This window comes from Micromonospora sp. HUAS YX12 (assembly GCF_040215685.1).
GTDB lineage: Bacteria > Actinomycetota > Actinomycetes > Mycobacteriales > Micromonosporaceae > Micromonospora > Micromonospora tulbaghiae.
This window is the reverse complement of sequence record NZ_CP157974.1, coordinates 1,977,915-1,996,093: the sequence shown is the minus strand read 5'-3', so window position 1 is coordinate 1,996,093 and position 18,179 is coordinate 1,977,915. Positions and strand designations below refer to the sequence as shown.

Sequence of the window (18,179 nt, the reverse complement as noted above, 5' to 3'; positions counted from 1 at the left end):
GGCTCGCGCCGGCCGATCGACGCCCGTCGGTCAGCGGCAGCCGCACCCGGCCAGCGCGGAGCTGATCCGGTCCAGCGCCGCCCGGGTCTCGTCCAGCGAGCCCTGCGTGCGGTCGGTGAGCACGGCGAACGTGAGCAGCCGGCCGTCGGCTGTGGTCACCGTGCCGGCGATGGCGTTGACGCCGCTCAGCGTGCCGGTCTTGGCCCGGACGACGCCCGCTCCGGCTCGGGTCGCCGCCGCCCGGTAGCGCTCGTCGAGCGTGCCGGACCAGCCGCCGACCGGCAGGCCGCCGAAGATCGCGGCGAGTTCGGGGTGGCTGCCGTTGCCGGCGAGCGTGATCAGGTCGGTGAGCAGCGAGGGACTGATCCGGTTGGTGCGGGACAGCCCGCTGCCGTCGGCGAGGCTGATCTCGCCCGCGGGCAGGCCCAGCTCGCCGAGCACCTGGTCGGTGGCCGCCGCGCCGCCGGCGAACGAGCCGGGCTTGCCCTTGGCGAGCGCCACCTGGCGGGCCATCGCCTCGGCGATCACGTTGTCGCTGTCGCTGATCATGATGTCGACCAGCCGGATCATCGGCAGGGACTCGACAGTGCCGAGTTCGGCGCCGGGGGCCGTACCCGTGGCGCCGGACGCGGCCGGCGCGGTGCCCCGGGTCACCTGGGCGGCACCGCCGGTCAGGCCGAGCAGCTTGGCGAACTGCCGGCCGGCGGTCAGGTCGGGCTGCGGCACCCGCTCGGCGGCGTGGTTGGTCTGCTCGGCGGTGCGCCGCGCCTCCGCCGCGTTCTTCCGGGCGCCATCGGTCATCAACGCGGTGATCGCCGCGCCGAAGCCGCCGGTGGGAATGTCGGGATCCCAGCCGGGCTCGAAGACCGGGCCGCTGAACAGCGACGAGTCGACGATCACCTTGGTCGGGGCGGTGCCGCCGAGCGCGTCGCGCACCTGGGCGGCGAGGTCGTCCAGCCGGGCCGCGCCGGGGTAGAAGCCGTTCTTGTCCACGGCGAGCGTGGGGTCACCGCCGCCGACCAGGACCACCTCGCCCGGGTTGGCCCCGGCCACCGCCCGGGTCGGGATCCGGTACGCCGGGCCGCGCGCCGCGAGCACCGCCACACCGGTCGCCAGCTTGGTCACCGAGGCGGGCACGGTGGGGGTGTCCTGGCCGCTGCCGTAGAGCGCCTGGCCGGTGCTCACGTCGGCCACCGCCACGTGCACCCGGTCGCCGAGCGCGGCGGCGCGGACCAGCGGGTCCAGGGCGGAACGGATGCCGGACCCGGTGGGCAGCGGGGCGTTGCCGTCCGGGCCGGCCAGCACGGCCTGCGGGGAGGGCTCGGGCGACGGGGCGACCGCCGTACCCGTGCTGTCGTCGTCGCCCAGCCACCCGGCGACCGGGCCGGGGCGCAGCACGGCGAGCCCGGCCACCGCCAGGGCCAGCACGAGCACGCAGGCGAGCGCCGCGACGAGCCGCAGGCGGCGTCGCGGCCGAGCCGGGGGCGGCCCGGAGGGTACGGGCGGCGCGGCACCGACCGGCGGGACCGGCGGGCTGACCGGGATCGGGTCCGGCGCGCCGGGCCAGTTCAGCCCAGCCGTCGGGTCGTGCGGCGGGCCGACGCGGGCCGAGCCGCCCGCCGGGCCGGAGCCGTGGTGCGGCGGGCCGACGCGGGCGGACCCGGTGGCCGGAGAGGGACGATGGGGGACGTTCGCCCCCGGGACGGACACCCGCCCGGTGGCCCCGCCGGAAGCGGAACCGGCGGACCCGCGCCCGTCAACCCTCTCGGGGCGGTAGTGTGAATCTTCCCTCCCCACGGCCCCCTCCTCCCCGCTCGAAATCGCCTTGGGCGACACTACTTCGGTCCGAACACTATGCGGCGGCCGGAGCCGACGGGGGGCGTTCACCCCGCGCGGGGGGTGAGCCGCTGGTTTCCGTTAGCCAGCGTGGGCAAACGAGGGAGCGTGGAAGATGGATTTCGACGTCACGGTTGAGATCCCCAAGGGTCACCGCAACAAGTACGAGGTAGACCACGCGACCGGCCGCATCCGGCTGGACCGCACCCTCTTCACCTCCACGCAGTACCCGGCCGACTACGGGTTCATCGAGGGCACCCTGGGCGAGGACGGCGACCCGCTGGACGCGCTGGTGCTGGTGCCGGAGCCGACGTTCCCGGGCTGCCTGATCCGCTGCCGCACCATCGGCATGTTCCGGATGACGGACGAGAAGGGCGGCGACGACAAGGTCCTCTGCGTGCCCTACGAGGACCCGCGTCAGGAGCACCTGCGCGACATCCACCACCTGGGCGAGTTCGACCGGCTGGAGATCCAGCACTTCTTCGAGGTCTACAAGGACCTGGAGCCGGGCAAGTCGGTCGAGGGCGCGACCTGGGTGGGCCGGGTCGAGGCCGAGGCGGAGATCGCCGCCTCGTACCGGCGCGCCAAGGAGGCCGAGGAGCGCGGCGAGACGCTGCACTGACGATCATGCTTGCCGGGGGCCCGGGTCGCGCTTCGCGACCCGGGCCTCCGCGTGTTCAGGCGAGCAGGTCGCGGGCCCGGTCGTAGAGGCCGAGCACCGCGCAGGCCACCGGCACCACAGCGACCACGAGCGCGGTGTCGGTCAGGTCGGCCAGCCGGCCGAGGTACGGGGAGACCGGGCGCCGGGCGTACGTGGCGCCGGCGGTGACCGCCGTCAGGGCCAGGGCCAGCCCGCCCACTGTCAGCACGAGCCGGCCACCCGGACCGGCCCGGCCGGCCAGCACCACGCCGAGCAGGGCGAACCCGGCCAGCCCGGCGACGATCGCGGGCACCCGGTGCCGTACCGCCACGAACAGGCGGGAGCGCAGCAGCAGCACCCCACAGGCGACGGCGGCGAGCAGCAGCCCGGCGGTCCGGCCGACGGAGACGAGCACCGCGACCGCGCCGACCGCGAGCACCGCGTGGCCGAGCAGCATCCCCGTGAGCACCTCCTCGGCGCGGGCCACCGCCGCGTGCACCCGGCCCCGGTCCGGCAGGTCGCGGGTGCCGGCCGGGGTGGGCAGGGTGAGCGGCGGCAGCGGCAGCTTGCCGACCCGGATGGCCAGCAGCGGCAGCCCGCCGAGCGCGAACACCAGCACGGCGAGCAGGACCGCGGCGGTGCCGTCCGGGTCGAGCAGCAGCCCGCCGAGCGCTGCCGCCACGCCGGCCACGCCGGCCGTCACGCCGGCCACGGAGACGCGGGACCGGCTGGCCACGCCGAGCAGGCCGAGCACCGCCGCCAGCAGCAGCGTCACCGAGCCGACCAGTAGTTCGGGGGCGCCCACCCAGCGCAGGCCGGGGACCGGGCCGACCGGATCGCCGGAGGTGACAGCCAGCGCTCCGGCCGCCGCGGCCCAGGGCAGCGCGTACCCGCCGAGCGTGGCGCCTACCGGGCCGTCCCCGTACGCCCGGGACGCGGCGGTGGCGGTGAGCACCAGGATCAGGGCGACCGCCGCGGCGACCGGCCAGCCGCGCGCACCCGGACCGGCCGCGACCACGGCGACCAGCCCGACCGCAAGGGGTACGGCGGCGCCGGCGAGCGCGGCGGCCCGGGTGGCCGGGCCCGACCAGGCGGCGCCCCGGCGCCGGGCGCCGTCCACGATCGCCTCGACCACGTCGTCGTACTCCAGTTCGGGCCACTGGGCGCGGGCCGGCACCAGGTGCAGCACCTCGCCGTCGCGGACGCCCTGCGGCAGCAGTGCCTGGGCGGTGGCCAGCACCGCGCCGTCGGTGCGGCGCAGCACCCACCCGCCGTGCCGTTCCCCGTCGTCGGCCAGCCCCTCACCGGCGTGCCGGAGCACCTCGGGCAGCAGCTCGGCCAGGGGGACCTGCTCCGGTAGGGCCACGTCGACCCGCCGCCTGGGCGCGCTGATCGTGACCCGGGCGAGCCCGCTTGTCATCGAGGCATCTCCATATCGGGCGGAGGGAGTGGGCTGACGGACGAGAGGACTTTACCTACGATGAGCCAGGCTCGGGTTACCCAGAGCCACTTCCGGGGAGGTCGAGTGTCCACTGTCGTCATCAAGCGGCCGCCACGCCGCCCGGCGCCGGAGATCCCGGTCGGTGAGCTGCCCGTCGAGGCGCCGCCGGAGATCCCCGCCGCGGCCGGTGGGCGCTGGCAGCAGGCGCTGATGGTGCTGCCGATGCTCGGCGGGACGGTGGCCATGGCGATGATGTTCGGCCGCGGCGGCGGGGCCTACTCGTACGTGGTGGGCGGCATGTTCGGCCTCTCCTCGCTGGCGATGCTGGTGACCACCTGGGGCAGCGCCGGGCCGAAGAAGTCCGAGCTGATGGCCGCCCGCCGGGAGTACCTGCGCCACCTGGCCACGCTCCGGCGCCGGGTGCGGGAGACCGCCGGGGCCCAGCGGGCCGGGCTGTCCTACCGCCATCCCGAGCCGGGGCGGCTCTGGTCGACAGTCGACAGTCACCGGGTCTGGGAACGCCGGCCGGGCGACCCGGACTTCGCCGTGGTCCGGGTCGGCGTGGGTCCGCAGACGCTGGCCACCCCGCTGGTCCCGCCGGTCACCCGCCCGCTGGAGGAGCTGGAGCCGATGACGGCCGGGGCGCTGCGGCGCTTCCTGGACGCGTACTCGGTGGTGCCGGACCTGCCGGTGGCGTTGTCGCTGCGCAGCTTCGCCCGGGTCTTCGTGCGCGGGCCGGCCGGCCCGGTACGCGGCGCCGGGTCGCCCGCCGCGCAGGCGCTGGCCCGGGCGGTGCTCACCCAGCTCGCCGTCTTCCACGCGCCGGACGAGCTGCTGATCGCGGTCTGCGCCGGGCCGGAACGCCGGACGGCCTGGGAGTGGGTGAAGTGGCTGCCGCACGCCCACCATCCGGCGCGCACCGACGCGCTGGGCCCGGTGCGGCTGGTCACCAGTTCCGCCGCCGACCTGGAACGGCTGCTCGACGACGTGCTCGGCGCCCGGTCCCGGTTCAGCCCGCACGGCACCGCGACCGACGGGCCGCACGTCGTGGTGGTGCTCGACGGCGGCGACCTGACCGGCGCGACCGACCTGGCCGGTGACGGCGGCATCGACGCGGTCACCGTGCTCGACCTGGACACCCCGCCGCCCCGGCTGCTCGACCGGTACGCGCTCCTGCTCGACCTGGTCGACGGCCGGCTGCACTCGCACTCCGCCGAGGGGCATGCCGAGGTGGGCGCCGCCGACGCGCTGGCGCCCACCGACGCCGAGGCGGTGGCCCGGCGGCTCGCGCCGCTGCGGCTCGCCGGCACGGTACGCGGACCGGACGCGCCGCCCGGCGCCGAGCTGGGCCTGCCCGAGCTGCTGGGTCTCGGCGACCCGGAGAGCTTCACCGCCGAGCAGGGCTGGGCGCCCCGGGCCGCGCGGGACCGGCTGCGGGTGCCGATCGGGGTGGGCGCCGACGGCGGGGCGATCGACCTCGACCTGAAGGAGTCGGCGCAGGACGGCATGGGCCCGCACGGCCTGCTGATCGGCGCGACCGGCTCGGGCAAGTCGGAGCTGCTGCGCACGCTGGTGCTCGGGCTGGCCGCCACGCACAGCTCGGAGCAGCTCAACTTCGTGCTCGTCGACTTCAAGGGCGGCGCCACGTTCGCGCCGTTCGAGCGGCTGCCGCACACCGCCGCCGTGATCACCAACCTGGCCGACGCGCTGCCGCTGGTCGACCGGATGGTGGACGCGATCAACGGTGAGCTGATGCGCCGGCAGGAGCTGCTGCGCCGGGCCGGCAACTTCGCGAGCGTGCGCGACTACGAGCGGGCCCGGGCGGCCGGCTCGCCGCTGGCCCCGCTGCCGTCGCTGCTGCTGATCTGCGACGAGTTCTCCGAGCTGCTGTCCGCCAAGCCCGACTTCATCGACCTGTTCGTGCAGATCGGGCGGCTGGGCCGGTCGCTCGGCGTGCACCTGCTGCTGGCCAGCCAGCGGCTGGAGGAGGGGCGGCTGCGCGGGCTGGACACGCACCTGTCGTACCGGATCGGGTTGCGGACGTTCTCGGCGCTGGAGTCCCGGACGGTGCTGGGCGTGCCGGACGCGCACGAGCTGCCACGCAGCCCGGGGCACGGTTACCTGCGCTCGGGCACCGACCCGCTGGTCCGGTTCAAGGCCGCGTACGTCTCCGGCGCGGTCCGCCGCCGCGGCGGTGCGGCGGGCGCGTCCGGCACCGGTGAGGCGCGCGTGCTCGCGTTCTCCACCCACCTGGTCCCGGTGCCCGAGCCGCCCGAGCCCGTCGCACCGCCCGCCGAGGACGACAGCGGCGAGACGCTCCTCGACCTGCTCGTGGACCGGCTGGCCGGGCAGGGCCCGCCGGCGCACCAGGTGTGGCTGCCGCCGCTGGACGCCTCGCCCGCCCTGGACGAGCTGCTCGGCCCGGTCGGCGCCGACCCGGCACGCGGGCTCACCGTGGCCAATCCGGAGCTGCACGGGGCGCTCCAGGTGCCGGTGGCGGTGGTGGACAAGCCGTTCGAGCAGCGGCGTGACCTGCTCTGGCTGGCGCTGGACGGCGCGGCCGGGCACGTCGCGGTGGTCGGCACCACCCGTAGCGGCCGGTCCAGCCTGCTGCGGACGCTGGTCTGCGCGCTCGCGCTCACCCACACCCCGGCCGAGGTGCAGGTCTACTGCCTCGACTTCGGCAGCGGGACGCTCGGCACGCTGCGCGACCTGCCGCACGTGGGCGGCGTCAGCGGGCGGACCGACGGGACCGCCGTGCGCCGTACCTTCGGCGAGGTCGCCGGCCTGCTGGCCGAGCGGGAACGGCGTTTCGCCGAGGCCGGTGTGGAGTCGATGGCCGCGTGGCGACGGCGGCGGGCGGCGGGCGCGCCGGACCCGTTCGGGGACGTGTTCCTGGTGGTGGACGGCTGGAACACGCTACGCGGCGAGTACGAGGATCTGGAACCGCTGGTCACCGAACTCGCCGTCCGGGGCCTGGCGTACGGGGTGCACGTGGTGGCGAGCGCCCTGCGCTGGTCGGACTTCCGCCCGGCGATCCGTGACCTGTTCGGCTCCCGGCTGGAGTTGCGCCTCGGCGACCCGGCCGACTCGGTGGTGGTCAAGCGGGCGCTGGCGGCCACCGTGCCGGAGGAGCGTCCGGGACGCGGCATCACGTCGGGCGGACTGCACTTCCTCACCGCCGAACCCCGTGTCGAGGCACTGGGCGCGGAGACCGCCGATCTGGTGAAGGCGGTGGCCGGCGCGTGGACCGGCCCGTCCGCGCCCCGGGTGCGGCTGCTTCCGCCGGTGCTGCCGTACGCCGAGCTGGATCAGAGCGCGACGAGCGGGCTGGCGTTCCCGATCGGCGTGGCCGAGGCGGACCTGTCCCAGGTGGTGCTGGACTTCGCCACCGAGCCGAACTTCGTGGTCTTCGGCGACCCCGAGTGCGGCAAGTCGTCGTTCCTGCGGGCGCTCGCCACCTCGATCGTCGACCGGTTCACCCCGGAGCAGGCCCGGGTGATGCTTGTGGACTACCGGCGCAGCCTGATGGGCGTGATCGAGACGCCGCACCTGATCGGGTACGGCACCGCCGCGCCGCACACCGCCGAGCTGATCGAGTCGGCCGCCGGCTATCTCCAGGGCCGGCAGCCGGGGCCGGAGGTGACCCCGGCGCAGCTGCGCAGCCGGTCGTGGTGGAAGGGGCCGGAGCTGTTCGTGCTCGTCGACGACTACGACCTGGTGGCCGGCGGGCCGACGAACCCGTTGCGGGCGCTGGAGGAGCACCTGCCGCACGCGCGGGACGTCGGGCTGCACCTGGTGCTGGCGCGGCGTACCGGCGGTGCCGGGCGGACCGCGTACGAGCCGATCGTGCAGCGGCTGCGCGAGCTGTCCACGGCCGGGCTGGTGATGTCGGGCGGCCCGGAGGAGGGTGCGCTCGTCGGTCAGGTGAAGGCCGGGCCGCTGCCCCCGGGCCGGGCGCGTCTGGTCACTCGCCGGGAGGGGGTGCGCCTGGTGCAGTTGGCGCATCTCCCGCCCGGGTGATCCGCCTCGCGGAGTTGCCCCGTGACGGTCGGGACAACCGGTAATCTCCGTGCAGCATGTGTCTGACGCGACCGAACGGCTGGGGAATGTGACAGGGGATCGGCAGGGACCGCACGGTGTGCCGCCCCGGCGTCTCGCCGGACGCGCGCTGCTCGCCGCCGTGTCGGCACTGGTCACCGTGGCCGGTCCGCTGGCGCCGCCGGCCCATGCCGCCCCCGCCCCGGCCGCACTGGCGCGGCCGTGGGTGGCCCCCGACCGCCCGCTGCGCACCGACCAGGTACGCGACGAGCAGTGGCAGTTGGAGGAGTTGCGGGCGAAGACCGCGTGGCGCACCTCGACCGGGCGCGGCGTGGTGGTCGCGGTGATCGACTCCGGTGTGGACGGCACCCACCCCGACCTGGCCGGTCAGGTGCTGCCCGGCCTGGATCTGGTGACGCCGGACGGCTCGGACGGGCCGGATCCGGTGGGGCACGGCACCACGGTGGCCGGGCTGATCGCCGGGCGGTCCGACGACGACCGGGGCGTGCTGGGGCTGGCACCGGACGCCAAGATCCTCCCGGTCCGGGTTCTCGACGCCGAGAACCGCTACGACGACGCGCTGATCATCGCCAAGGCGGTGCGCTGGGCCGTCGACAACGGCGCCCGGGTGGTCAACCTGTCGCTCGGCGGCAGCATCGACAACCCGGCCCTGGCCGCGGCGCTCGACTACGCGTTCGCCCGGGACGTGGTGGTGGTCGCCTGCACCGGCAACCTGGCCACCTCGACGACCACCGAGGTCTGGTACCCGGCCCGGGAGCCGGGTGTGCTCGCGGTCGCCGGGCTGGAGCGGACGGGCGAGAACCTCTGGTCCGGCTCGATCACGGGTCACGAGACGGTGCTCAGCGCTCCGGCCACCGGGCTCTACGGCGCCCGGCCGGAGGGCTACTGGCGGGTGCAGGGGACGAGCTTCGCCGCGCCGCTCGTCGCCGCGACCGCTGCTCTGGTCCGCGCCCGTTATCCGAAGATGTCGGCCGGGGACGTGGTCAACCGGCTGGTCACCACCGCTCGGGATCTCGGTCCGACCGGGCGGGACGACCGGTTCGGCTACGGCCTGGTCGACCCGGTGGCCGCGCTCACCGCCGACGTGCCGCCGGTGGGCCACAACCCGCTCGACGACAACGCCTCCCCCGGCGTGGTGGGCTTCGGGCCCGCGCCCGGCGACGGGCGGGACACCCGGGCCGCCGCGGCGGGCCGGGGCGGCGATCCGCTCGGGCGTACGGCGGAGGGCTGGAACGCCCGGCCGGCGGGCCAGACGGACGTCTCCGCCCCGGAGCGGCTCTGGACCGGCCTGGCCCTGTTCGTCGCGCTCGTCACCGGCACCGCGTTGATGGTTCGCCGGTTCCGGCAGACCCGTCGCTGAACCGGTCTGATCCCGCCCCTGGATGGGTAGGGGAAACCTCATGGAGACCACCGGGGCGACGGTCACGCACCGGTCGTGGCGGAGTCGCCGCCTCGACCCCGAGCACTCGCTGGGCCTGCGGCTCACCCTGACCGTGGCCGCGGCGTTCCTGGTGCTGGTGCCGTTCGCCCTGCTGGCGCTGCTGGTGCTCGGCGCCTGGCCGCCCCTGCTGCGGCTGGACGCCTCGATCACCGACGCGTTCCACGGGTACGCGCAGGACCATCCCGCCTGGGCCGGTGTGATGACGGTCTGGACGCACGTGTTCGGGCCCGGCCCGCTGCGGGTGGCCGCGGTCGCGGTGGTGGTGTGGCTGGTCCGGCGCGGCGCGCCCCGGCTCGCGGTCTGGGTGGTGGTAACCATGGTCGCCGGCGGGCTGCTCGGCGCGCTGCTCAAGCTGCTCGTCGGCCGGGACCGGCCGGATCTGCTGGATCCGGTGGCCCGGACCGCCGGCTACTCCTTCCCGTCCGGTCACGCGCTCAACGCCACGCTGGCGGCGGGTGTGCTGCTGCTGGTGTTCCTGCCGTTCGTGCGGGACAGCCGCCGGGGCCGGGTCGCGCTGTGGGCCGCCGCCCTGCTGGTCACAGTGGTGACCGGGCTCAGCCGGATCGCGCTCGGCGTGCACTGGACCAGCGACGTGGTGGGCGGCTGGGTGCTCGGGGTGGCGGTGGTGGCCGCGACCTCGGCCGCGTTCGCGACGTGGCGCAGCGAATCCGGACGGCCGTCCGCCCGCCCGCTCCGCGAGGGGGTCGAGCCCGAACTGGCCGACCAGCGGCCGGAGGGCGGCCGGGCGTAGCCGGATCCCTGCCGGGGTACAGGCGAGCCCATGTCCGATGTCGTGATCCGAGCCACCCGGCGTGTCCTGCTGCCGCTGGCCCTGCTCTTCGCGCTGATGGTGGGCCTGGGCCTGCTGGTGACCCGGGTGCTGGCCCGCACCTGGCCGTTCACGGTGGAGGACACGGTCAACCGTGAGCTGGCCGGCGACCGGACGCCGGGTTGGAACGACGTATCGCTGGTGTTCAGCACGCTCGCCAGCACCCAGATGATCGTCGTGGTGACGGTGCTGGCGGCGCTGGTGCTGCGGCTGGTGCTGCACCGCTGGCGGGAACCGCTGTTCCTGTGCGCGGCGGTGACCGCGCAGGCGCTGATCTTCCTGTTCACCACGATGGCCATCGACCGGAACCGCCCGGCCGTCGCGCACATGGACGCCTCCCCGCCCACGTCCAGCTTCCCGTCCGGGCACACCTCGGCGGCGACCGCGCTCTACGTCGGTCTCGCGGTGCTGCTGGCGCTGCGGGCGCGCAGCACCCCGGCGAAGGTCGGCTGGTGGACGCTGCTGGTGCTGGTGCCGCTCGGCGTGGCGCTCACCCGGATGTACCGGGGCATGCACCACCCCAGCGACGTGGTCGCCTCGTTCCTCAACGGCGGCGCCTGCGTGGCGATCATGGCTCGGGCGGTACTCGACCGCACGCTCACCTGGGGCCGCGCCCGGCTGCCGCTGTCCCGCTCCGGCGACGAGGCGACACCGGCGGGAGCACCGGCGGGTGGCTGAGCGCCGTCGGCCGGCTCAGGTGCAGTCGCCGGTGGCCACTCCCCGGGTACGCTCCGCGCCCGCCAGCGCCACCGGTCGCGCCTCGGCCGCGGTCACCGCGAAGCCGGTGTTCGGGTCGTCCGCCGCCGCCGCGAAGATCACGCCGAGCACCAGACCGTTCGAGGAGACCAGCGGGCCGCCGGAGTTGCCGCTGCGCACCAGCGCCCGGATCGTGTAGATCTCCCGGTTGACGTCACCGGTCGAGTAGATGTCCGGGCCGGTGATCCGGTCGACGTCCCTGATCCGGGCCGGGCGGGCGTCGTACGGGCCGTCGAGCGGGAAGCCGAGCACGATCGCGTCGGCGCCGGTGGCAGCCGGACCGGCGGCGAAGCGCAGCGACGGTCCGGGCAGCCCGGGTACGTAGAGCACGGCGAGATCCCGGTCCGGGTCGTAGACGACGACCTCGCCGTCGTACCGCTCGCCGCGCAGTTCCACAGCCACCGAGCGGGTGCCGGCCACCACGTGCGCGTTGGTCATCACCCGGTCGTCGGCGTACACGAAGCCGGAGCCCTCGATACGGCGCGAGCAGCTCGGCGCGGAGCCGAGCACCTTCACCACCGACCGCCTGCTGTTCTGCACCACCTGTGAGTTGGCCAGCGCCGGGTCGGGCGGCGCGACCTGCCGGGCCCGGGTCGGCGCGAGGTCGCCGAACACGTCCGGGAAGCCGTTGGTGTCGACAGTGTCGCGCAGCGCGGTGGACAGATCCTGCGCCTTGTCCGGCAGCACCTGGTCGACGACGGTGAGCAGTGCGCTGTTGCGGACCGAGGAGGCCAGCCACGGCACCGAGGAGGAGCCGAGCGGCACGGCGACCAGCCACGCCACGAGCATGACCGCGATGACCGAGATGAACGCGCCGCCGACGTCGTCGACCTTCCGCCCGGCCGGCCCTGTGATGGCGGCCCGAAGATTGGAGCCGAGCCAGCCGGCCAGCGCCTGCCCCAGCACCGCGAGCCCGAAGATCGCCACCAGGGAGATCAGCACGCGTGTCCCGCTCGTCGCGAACTGCTGCGCGATCAGCGGCCCCACCTGGAGGCCGAGCAGCGCGCCCAGGAAGAAGCCGGAGAACGACAGGGCCCCGATGACGAAGCCCTGACGGTATCCGCTGATCGCGAACACGAGCATGAGCAGAAGGAGGACGAGATCCACGGCGGACACGCCCCAAGGGTACGGGCACCGGGCCCGCGCCCGGCTCAGCGCTCGCGGAACGTGACCCGAGGATGCGTACGGGTGATCACCGCACCGGGCTCTCGTCGGCCGGCTCGGTGCCCGCCGACGGAGCGGGCGTGGCGTCCACCGGCGGCAGCTCCACCACGCGCGAGTGCGGCCAGGGCCGGGACCAGCCGCCCATCTCCAGCAGCCGGTCGATCACGCCCGCGGTGAAGCCCCAGACGAGCATGCCGCGCACCGAGAAGGCGGGACCGATCCAGCCGCTCGGGTGGCGTACCCGCATGCGGTTGTCCGGGTCGACCAGCTCGGTGACCGGAAGCCGGGCGACGTGCGCGACCTCGGCCGGCTCGCGCGGGTGCACCGGGTGCGGGTCGTGCCACCAGGCGAGCACCGGGGTGACCACGAAGTCGCTGACCGGGATCCAGAGCCGGGGCAGCTCGGCCAGCACGGTGACGCTGCCGGGGTCGAGGCCGACCTCCTCGTTCGCCTCGCGCAGCGCGGTGGCGCGGGCGTCCGCGTCCTCCGGGTCGGCCGCCCCGCCCGGGAAGGCCGGCTGCCCGGCGTGGTTGCGCAGCGTCGCGGCGCGTTGGAGGACCAGCACGTCCGGCCCGGCGCCGGGCTCCTCGCCGAGCAGCACCAGCACGGCGCTCTCCCGGCCGCCGCTGGACGGCGTGACGATGCGGGTGAAGTCCTCGGCCCGCGCGGTGCCGAGCCGGCCCAGCAGCGGGTCGAACCACAGCGGCGGCCGTCGGGTCATACCCGCACCCCGAGGTGGCGCTGGAGCAGCGCGGCGAGGCGGGCGTCGTCGAGAGCGCCGGTCGCGTCGGTGTGCCGGATCCGCCCGTCGGCGTCGACGAGCACCGTCAGCGGGAACGCGTTGCGTTCGAGCGCGCGCTGGAACGCGTCGCCCTGGTCGAGCAGCATCGGGAAGTCGACGCCGAAGTCCTCGCCGATGGACTGCGCGCCGCCGCGGCTGTCCCGGCTGTTCACGCCGATCACCTGGAACCGGCCGTCGGCCCGCTCGCTGAGCCGCTGGAACGCGGGCAGCTCCTTGCGGCACGGCGGGCACCAGGACGCCCACACGTTGATCACCGCCGGACCCTTGACGTCGCGCAGGTTCACCGGCGTGCCGCCGGTGAAGCAGTTGAGCGTCAGGTCGGGCAGTTGGTCCCCGGCCTTTCCGGCCGGCGCGGGGGACGCCGAGGCGGGCGCGACCGTCAGCGGGGCGCAGTCGGCGAACGGCGAGGGGCGCTCGGCCCGGGTCGCGGGCGCGGGACGTGCCGGCTCCTCGGCCGTGGCGGTGCAGCCCGCCGCCGCGAGCAGCAGCGGGACGAGAAGGTACGCGAACCGGCGCATCACGGCACGTCCGCCGCCGCGGCCTGCTGCGGCACCAGGTCGGGATCGAGGCCGACGGCCACCGCCAGGTCACGGGCGCGGGGCCCCTTGAGCAGCTTGGCCGCGGCGGCCGGCTCGGCCGGCCCGGTGCCGTACGCGGGGCACAGCTTCGCCAGCGTGCACGCGCCGCAGGCCGGCTTACGGGCGTGGCAGACCCGGCGGCCGTGGAAGATCACCCGGTGCGACAGCATCGTCCAGTCGCGCTTGGGGTAGAGCGCGCCGATCGCGTGCTCGATCTTCACCGGGTCGGTCTCGGTGGTGAGCTGCCACCGCTGCACCAGCCGCTGGAAGTGGGTGTCGACGCTGATGCCGGGGACGCCGAAGGCGTTGCCGAGGATGACGTTGGCGGTCTTGCGGCCGATGCCCGGCAGGGTCACCAGGTCGTCCAGCCGCCCGGGCACCTCGCCGTCGTACCGCTCGCAGAGCGCCCGCCCGAGGTTGATCAGGGAGCTGGTCTTGTTGCGGTAGAACCCGGTGGGCCGGATCAGCTCCTCCAGCTCGGCGCGGTCCGCCCCGGCGTAGTCGGCGGCGGTGCGGTAGCGGGCGAACAGCTTCGGCGTGACCTCGTTGACCTTCTTGTCGGTGCACTGGGCGGACAGGATCGTCGCGACTGCCAGCTCCAGCGCGTTGGAGTGGTCGAGTTCACAGTGCGCGTCGGGGTGCGTCTCGGTCAGCACGCGGCCGATGCGCCGGGCGCGGCGCGTACGGCCGAGGTCGGTCTCGGGGGAGCGCGTGGTCACGTCGGCCAGCCTACGTCGCGGGGCCGACGCTCCGGCGGCTCGGCGCGGCCGGGGTGCGCTCAGCCACCCGCCGGTGCGGTGATCTTGCCGGTCCCGTCGAGCTTGGCGCCGGTGTCCGGGAAGTCGGCCCGGTTCAGCTCGCGGACCAGCCCGAGGCCACGGTTCTGCCGGTCGACCGACGGACGGCCCACGCCGTTCATCACGGTGGAGGTGAACGTGCCGCCGGCGAACTTCCCCTCGGCGGTGAGCGACACCTTGAGCACGCCGCCCCAGCCGAGCCGGCCCGAGCTGTTCAGCGACTTGCCGCCACCGGCGAAGTTGCCGAGGCTGTACGCGATCAGCCGCCCCTTGTAGAACTCCATCCCGCGCAGCACGTGCGGGCCGTGGCCGATGACCAGGTCGGCGCCGGCGTCGATGACGGTCCGGGAGAATCGGATCGGGTCGCCGCGGTTCTCGCCGACGTACATCTCCGTACCCGGCTTCACCCGGGTCTTGTCCGCCCCCTCGGCGCCCATGTGCACCTGCACCACCACGATCTGGGCCGACTCCTTGGCCATCTCGACCACCTGCTTGGCGGCGGCGAGGTCGACCAGGCTGTTGGACCAGGGGTACGACGAGAAGCCCACCACGGCGACCTTGATGCCCTTGACGTCCACCACGGTGATCTCGCCCGGCGCACCGGTGTGCTTGAGCCCGTGCGCCTCCAGCGCCGACTGGGTGTTCTCGTAGCCCTGGCGGCCGTAGTCGTAGCCGTGGTTGTTGGCCTGGTTGAGCAGCTGGAACCCGGCCGACCGCAGGTGGGCGGCGTAGCCGGGCGGCGCGCGGAACTGGTAGCAGTTCTTCGGCTCCGGGCCGCACTTGCCGGCGCCGGTGTCGTCGGTGAGCGGCTCCTCCAGGTTGCCCATGACCAGGTCACCCTTGAGCGCCGACTTGACGTCGTCGAAGAAGCCCTTGCCACCGTTGGGCGGCAGCCGGTCCGGCGCGTTTCCCATGATCACGTCACCGGTGGCGGTGAGCGAGATCGACGGCTCCTTCGACGCATCCGGCGCCGCCGGCTGGTCACCCGTCTGGGGCCCGGCCGAGCCGGGTGATCCGCCGCCCTGTCCCGCCTGCCACCTGGGGTCGCCGCCGGACCCGCCGGTGTCGCCGCCGCAGCCGGCGACGAACAGGACGGCGACGAGCGCGGCGAACGCGGCCAGGCGCCGGCCGAGCACCGCGCGACGCGGGCCGGTAACGGCGGCGGGCGGTCCGGCGACGGCGGCGCGGAGGGTACGGGGCACAGAGCGGGCGGGAGCGTACATCGTCGGCGACGCTACCGTCCCCGAGACGCCGCGACGAGGGCCGATCGGTCGGAAAACCCGGCGCGTCGAATATGACGAGCCCATGTCAGCCCGCCCGCCGGTCGGACCAGGGCACGACGGTACCGGCGCCGCCGGAGCGCACGGCGGCGTGCACGGCCCGGGCCAGCGGCGCGCCCCAGGCCGACCGGGGACCGCCGTACGGGGCCGGGTCGCCGTCGGCCGGGCAGAGCACCGTCACCGCGTCGGTGGGGGTGCCGGTGGCGGGTAGTCCCAGTTCCCAGATCGCCTGCGCCTTCGCCTCGGTGGCGGTGGCCACGGCGTTGACCAGGGCGGCGTCGCCGAGCCGCACCGGCACGTACGCGACGATGTTGACGGTGCCGACGCGCTGCGCGGGCCGGGCCGGCTCGCTCACGGCGGGCGGCGCCGGCTCGGGCGCGGCGGCCCACACCGGCGTGCCCAGGCCCACCGTCGCCCAGACCCGGACGCCGCCGTCGGTACGGCGGACCACCTCGCTCACGTCCACGCCGGTCAGCAGCCCGACCCCGGGGCCGTCCAGGTCGAGGCCGCGCGCCAGCTCGGCCAGGTGCGCGGCGGGGTCGTCCCGGTCGTACGACATCGGCACCGTCGCGTTCAGCACCCACCCGCGGACGCCGATCCCCCCGCCCAGCGGCGCGGAACCGACCGCCAGCAGCGGCGCGTCGGCCCGCCAGGCCAGCATCGGGATGTCCCACCCGGATTCGGACCGGCTGGTCAGGAACGGCTCACACAGCACGCCGGTCACCCTACGATCACAGGTGGGAACGGGTGGCTCCGGCCCGGGCCGGAGGCGGGATCTTAGCCGCTCCCCGGGTCGGGTGGGTTACGCCCAACGATCAAGATTCCAGGGGTGCACCTCTGATTCCTGCTCATGTGCGCCTAGACTGGCGGCGCGCGAGGGATCAGCGGACGGCGGACCCGGCCGACGGACGGCACGCGCAGGCGGAGGTGCGCGATGGACGAGGTACTGGCCCGCAGCGGGATCTTCCAGGGTGTCGACCCGGAGGCTGCCGAGGCGCTCGCCAAGGAGATGGAGACGATCGAGGTCCGCAAGGGCGAGATCGTGTTCAACGAGGGCGAGCCCGGTGACAGTCTCTACATCCTCCTGTCCGGCAAGATCAAGGTGGGTCGCCGCGCGGCGGACGGCCGGCAGAACCTGATCGCCGTGATGGGCCCGTCGGACATGGTCGGCGAGCTGTCGCTCTTCGACCCCGGTCCGCGTACGGCGACGGCCACGGCGGTCACCGACACCCGCCTGGTCCGGCTGCGCAAGCAGGCGCTGCGGCCCTGGCTGAACAACCGGCCCGAGATCGCCGAGCAGCTGCTGCGGGTGCTCGCCCGCCGGCTGCGCCGGACCAACGACTCGCTCGCCGACCTGATCTTCACCGACGTGCCGGGCCGGGTCGCCAAGAACCTGCTCCAGATGGCCGGCCGGTTCGGCACCCGCGACGGCGGCGTGCTGCGCGTGACGCACGACCTCACCCAGGAGGAGATCGCCCAGCTCGTCGGCGCCTCCCGGGAGACCGTCAACAAGGCGCTGGCCGACTTCGCCTCGCGCGGCTGGCTGCGGCTGGACGGCAAGAGCATCATCATCCTCGACCCGGAGCGCCTGGCCCGCCGCGCGCGGGTCTGACCCTCCGTACCGGCTTCCGGCCCGGCCCGCCTCCGCGCGGTCCGGGCCGGTGCCGTCTCTGCCCGCCGCAGAATCGCTTGGTCCTCCCGGGCCGGTGCCGCAGGCTGGGACGATGCCTGATCGCGTCGCTGTCCTCTCCGACATCCACGGTGTGCTGCCCGCGCTGGAGGCAGTCCTGGCCGAGCCGGACGTGGCAGCCGCCGACCTGATCGTCCTCACCGGTGACCTGGCGGCCGGTCCGCAGCCGGTCGAGGTGCTGGACCGGCTGGCCGCGCTCGGTGACCGGGCCTGCTGGGTCGGCGGGAACGCCGACCGGGAACTGGTGCAGGCACGGGCCGGCAGGTCCTCCCCGATCGAGGTCTCCAACTGGGCCGCCGGTCAGCTCCGCGACGACCAGGTGGCCCGGCTGGCGGCGCTGCCGCCGTCCGTCACGCTGCCGGTCACCGGTCTGGGCGAGGTGCTGTTCTGCCACGCGACGCCCCGCGACGACGAGGAGGTCGTGCTCGTCGACTCGCGGCTCGACCGCTGGGCCGAGGTCTTCGCCGGCCTGCCGGCCGAGGTCGGCACCGTGGTCTGCGGGCACACGCACATGCCGTTCACCCGGCTGGCCGACCGCCGCCTGGTGGTGAACCCGGGCAGCGTCGGCATGCCGTACGGGGGCGCGGGCGCCTGGTGGGCGCTGCTCGGTCCGGGCGTGCAGTTGCGCCGCACGCGCTTCGACGTGGACGCCGCCTGCGTCCGGATCGCCGCCGAGTCCACCTTCCCGGACGCGGCGGCCTGGGCCGACGAGTACGTCCGCTCCCGCCATTCCGACGCCGACGCCCTCACCGTCTTCGCCCCCCGAGACGGCCGCTGAGGCGTTAACAAGGGGCCCTTCCTCTACCGGAGGCGTTAATAAGGGCCCCCTCCTTTCAAAAAAAGTCAGGCTTGACTGTTTGTTT

At 74.9% G+C, this 18,179-nt stretch carries 15 protein-coding genes; 7 read left to right on the top strand and 8 right to left on the bottom strand.

Annotated elements, in window-relative coordinates; all coding sequences use genetic code 11:
- Positions 1 to 30 precede the first annotated feature (30 nt).
- Positions 31 to 1,461: a D-alanyl-D-alanine carboxypeptidase/D-alanyl-D-alanine-endopeptidase gene (dacB, locus tag ABIH81_RS09810; RefSeq protein ID WP_349881057.1), complete on the bottom strand. Its 1,431-nt coding sequence runs from the start codon at positions 1,459 to 1,461 to the stop codon at positions 31 to 33.
- Between the two features lie 490 nt (positions 1,462 to 1,951).
- Between dacB and ABIH81_RS09805 the strand changes: the two genes are divergently transcribed.
- On the top strand, positions 1,952 to 2,458 hold the full coding sequence (locus ABIH81_RS09805) for an inorganic diphosphatase (RefSeq protein WP_013288994.1): 507 nt from the start codon (positions 1,952 to 1,954) through the stop codon (positions 2,456 to 2,458).
- A 55-nt stretch (positions 2,459 to 2,513) separates the two neighbouring features.
- On the opposite strand, the gene eccD is transcribed toward ABIH81_RS09805, so the two are convergent.
- Positions 2,514 to 3,896 (bottom strand): type VII secretion integral membrane protein EccD, encoded by a 1,383-nt coding sequence (gene eccD / locus ABIH81_RS09800; protein ID WP_349879990.1) that lies wholly within the window; start codon positions 3,894 to 3,896, stop codon positions 2,514 to 2,516.
- A gap of 105 nt (positions 3,897 to 4,001) precedes the next feature.
- On the opposite strand from eccD, the gene eccCa reads away from it, so the two are divergent.
- The 4 genes from eccCa (at position 4,002) to ABIH81_RS09780 (ending at position 10,927) form a co-directional block, all read left to right on the top strand.
- Complete coding sequence (eccCa, locus tag ABIH81_RS09795; RefSeq protein ID WP_349879989.1) at positions 4,002 to 7,940, top strand: type VII secretion protein EccCa; 3,939 nt, start codon at positions 4,002 to 4,004, stop codon at positions 7,938 to 7,940.
- Between the two features lie 88 nt (positions 7,941 to 8,028).
- Positions 8,029 to 9,339 (top strand): type VII secretion-associated serine protease mycosin, encoded by a 1,311-nt coding sequence (gene mycP / locus ABIH81_RS09790; RefSeq protein WP_349879988.1) that lies wholly within the window; start codon positions 8,029 to 8,031, stop codon positions 9,337 to 9,339.
- 40 nt (positions 9,340 to 9,379) lie between these two features.
- Entirely contained in the window at positions 9,380 to 10,171 is a 792-nt protein-coding gene (locus tag ABIH81_RS09785) for a phosphatase PAP2 family protein (RefSeq protein ID WP_349879987.1), read from the top strand.
- A gap of 30 nt (positions 10,172 to 10,201) precedes the next feature.
- The gene (locus ABIH81_RS09780; RefSeq protein ID WP_349879986.1) at positions 10,202 to 10,927 is read left to right on the top strand and encodes a phosphatase PAP2 family protein; all 726 of its coding nucleotides are present in this window, start codon (positions 10,202 to 10,204) and stop codon (positions 10,925 to 10,927) included.
- Positions 10,928 to 10,942: 15 nt separating this feature from the next.
- On the opposite strand, the gene ABIH81_RS09775 is transcribed toward ABIH81_RS09780, so the two are convergent.
- The 6 genes from ABIH81_RS09775 to ABIH81_RS09750 form a co-directional block, all read right to left on the bottom strand.
- Positions 10,943 to 12,121, bottom strand: a complete 1,179-nt coding sequence (locus ABIH81_RS09775; RefSeq protein ID WP_349879985.1) for a MarP family serine protease — start codon at positions 12,119 to 12,121, stop codon at positions 10,943 to 10,945.
- 76 nt (positions 12,122 to 12,197) lie between these two features.
- Positions 12,198 to 12,890, bottom strand: coding sequence for a CoA pyrophosphatase (locus ABIH81_RS09770; RefSeq protein WP_252448232.1), 693 nt, complete (start codon positions 12,888 to 12,890; stop codon positions 12,198 to 12,200).
- Positions 12,887 to 13,489, bottom strand: coding sequence for a TlpA disulfide reductase family protein (locus tag ABIH81_RS09765; RefSeq protein ID WP_349879983.1), 603 nt, complete (start codon positions 13,487 to 13,489; stop codon positions 12,887 to 12,889). The genes ABIH81_RS09770 and ABIH81_RS09765 overlap by 4 nt, the downstream gene beginning before the upstream one ends.
- On the bottom strand, positions 13,489 to 14,268 hold the full coding sequence (gene nth, locus ABIH81_RS09760; RefSeq protein WP_349879982.1) for an endonuclease III: 780 nt from the start codon (positions 14,266 to 14,268) through the stop codon (positions 13,489 to 13,491). The genes ABIH81_RS09765 and nth overlap by 1 nt, the downstream gene beginning before the upstream one ends.
- 59 nt (positions 14,269 to 14,327) lie before the next feature.
- Positions 14,328 to 15,548 (bottom strand): CapA family protein, encoded by a 1,221-nt coding sequence (locus tag ABIH81_RS09755; RefSeq protein ID WP_349879980.1) that lies wholly within the window; start codon positions 15,546 to 15,548, stop codon positions 14,328 to 14,330.
- Positions 15,549 to 15,654: 106 nt separating this feature from the next.
- Complete coding sequence (locus ABIH81_RS09750) at positions 15,655 to 16,341, bottom strand: adenosylcobinamide amidohydrolase (RefSeq protein ID WP_349881056.1); 687 nt, start codon at positions 16,339 to 16,341, stop codon at positions 15,655 to 15,657.
- A 219-nt stretch (positions 16,342 to 16,560) separates the two neighbouring features.
- Between ABIH81_RS09750 and ABIH81_RS09745 the strand changes: the two genes are divergently transcribed.
- Entirely contained in the window at positions 16,561 to 17,238 is a 678-nt protein-coding gene (locus ABIH81_RS09745) for a Crp/Fnr family transcriptional regulator (protein ID WP_007466162.1), read from the top strand.
- 112 nt (positions 17,239 to 17,350) lie between these two features.
- Entirely contained in the window at positions 17,351 to 18,094 is a 744-nt protein-coding gene (locus ABIH81_RS09740) for a metallophosphoesterase family protein (protein WP_349879979.1), read from the top strand.
- The last annotated feature ends 85 nt before the right edge of the window (positions 18,095 to 18,179 follow it).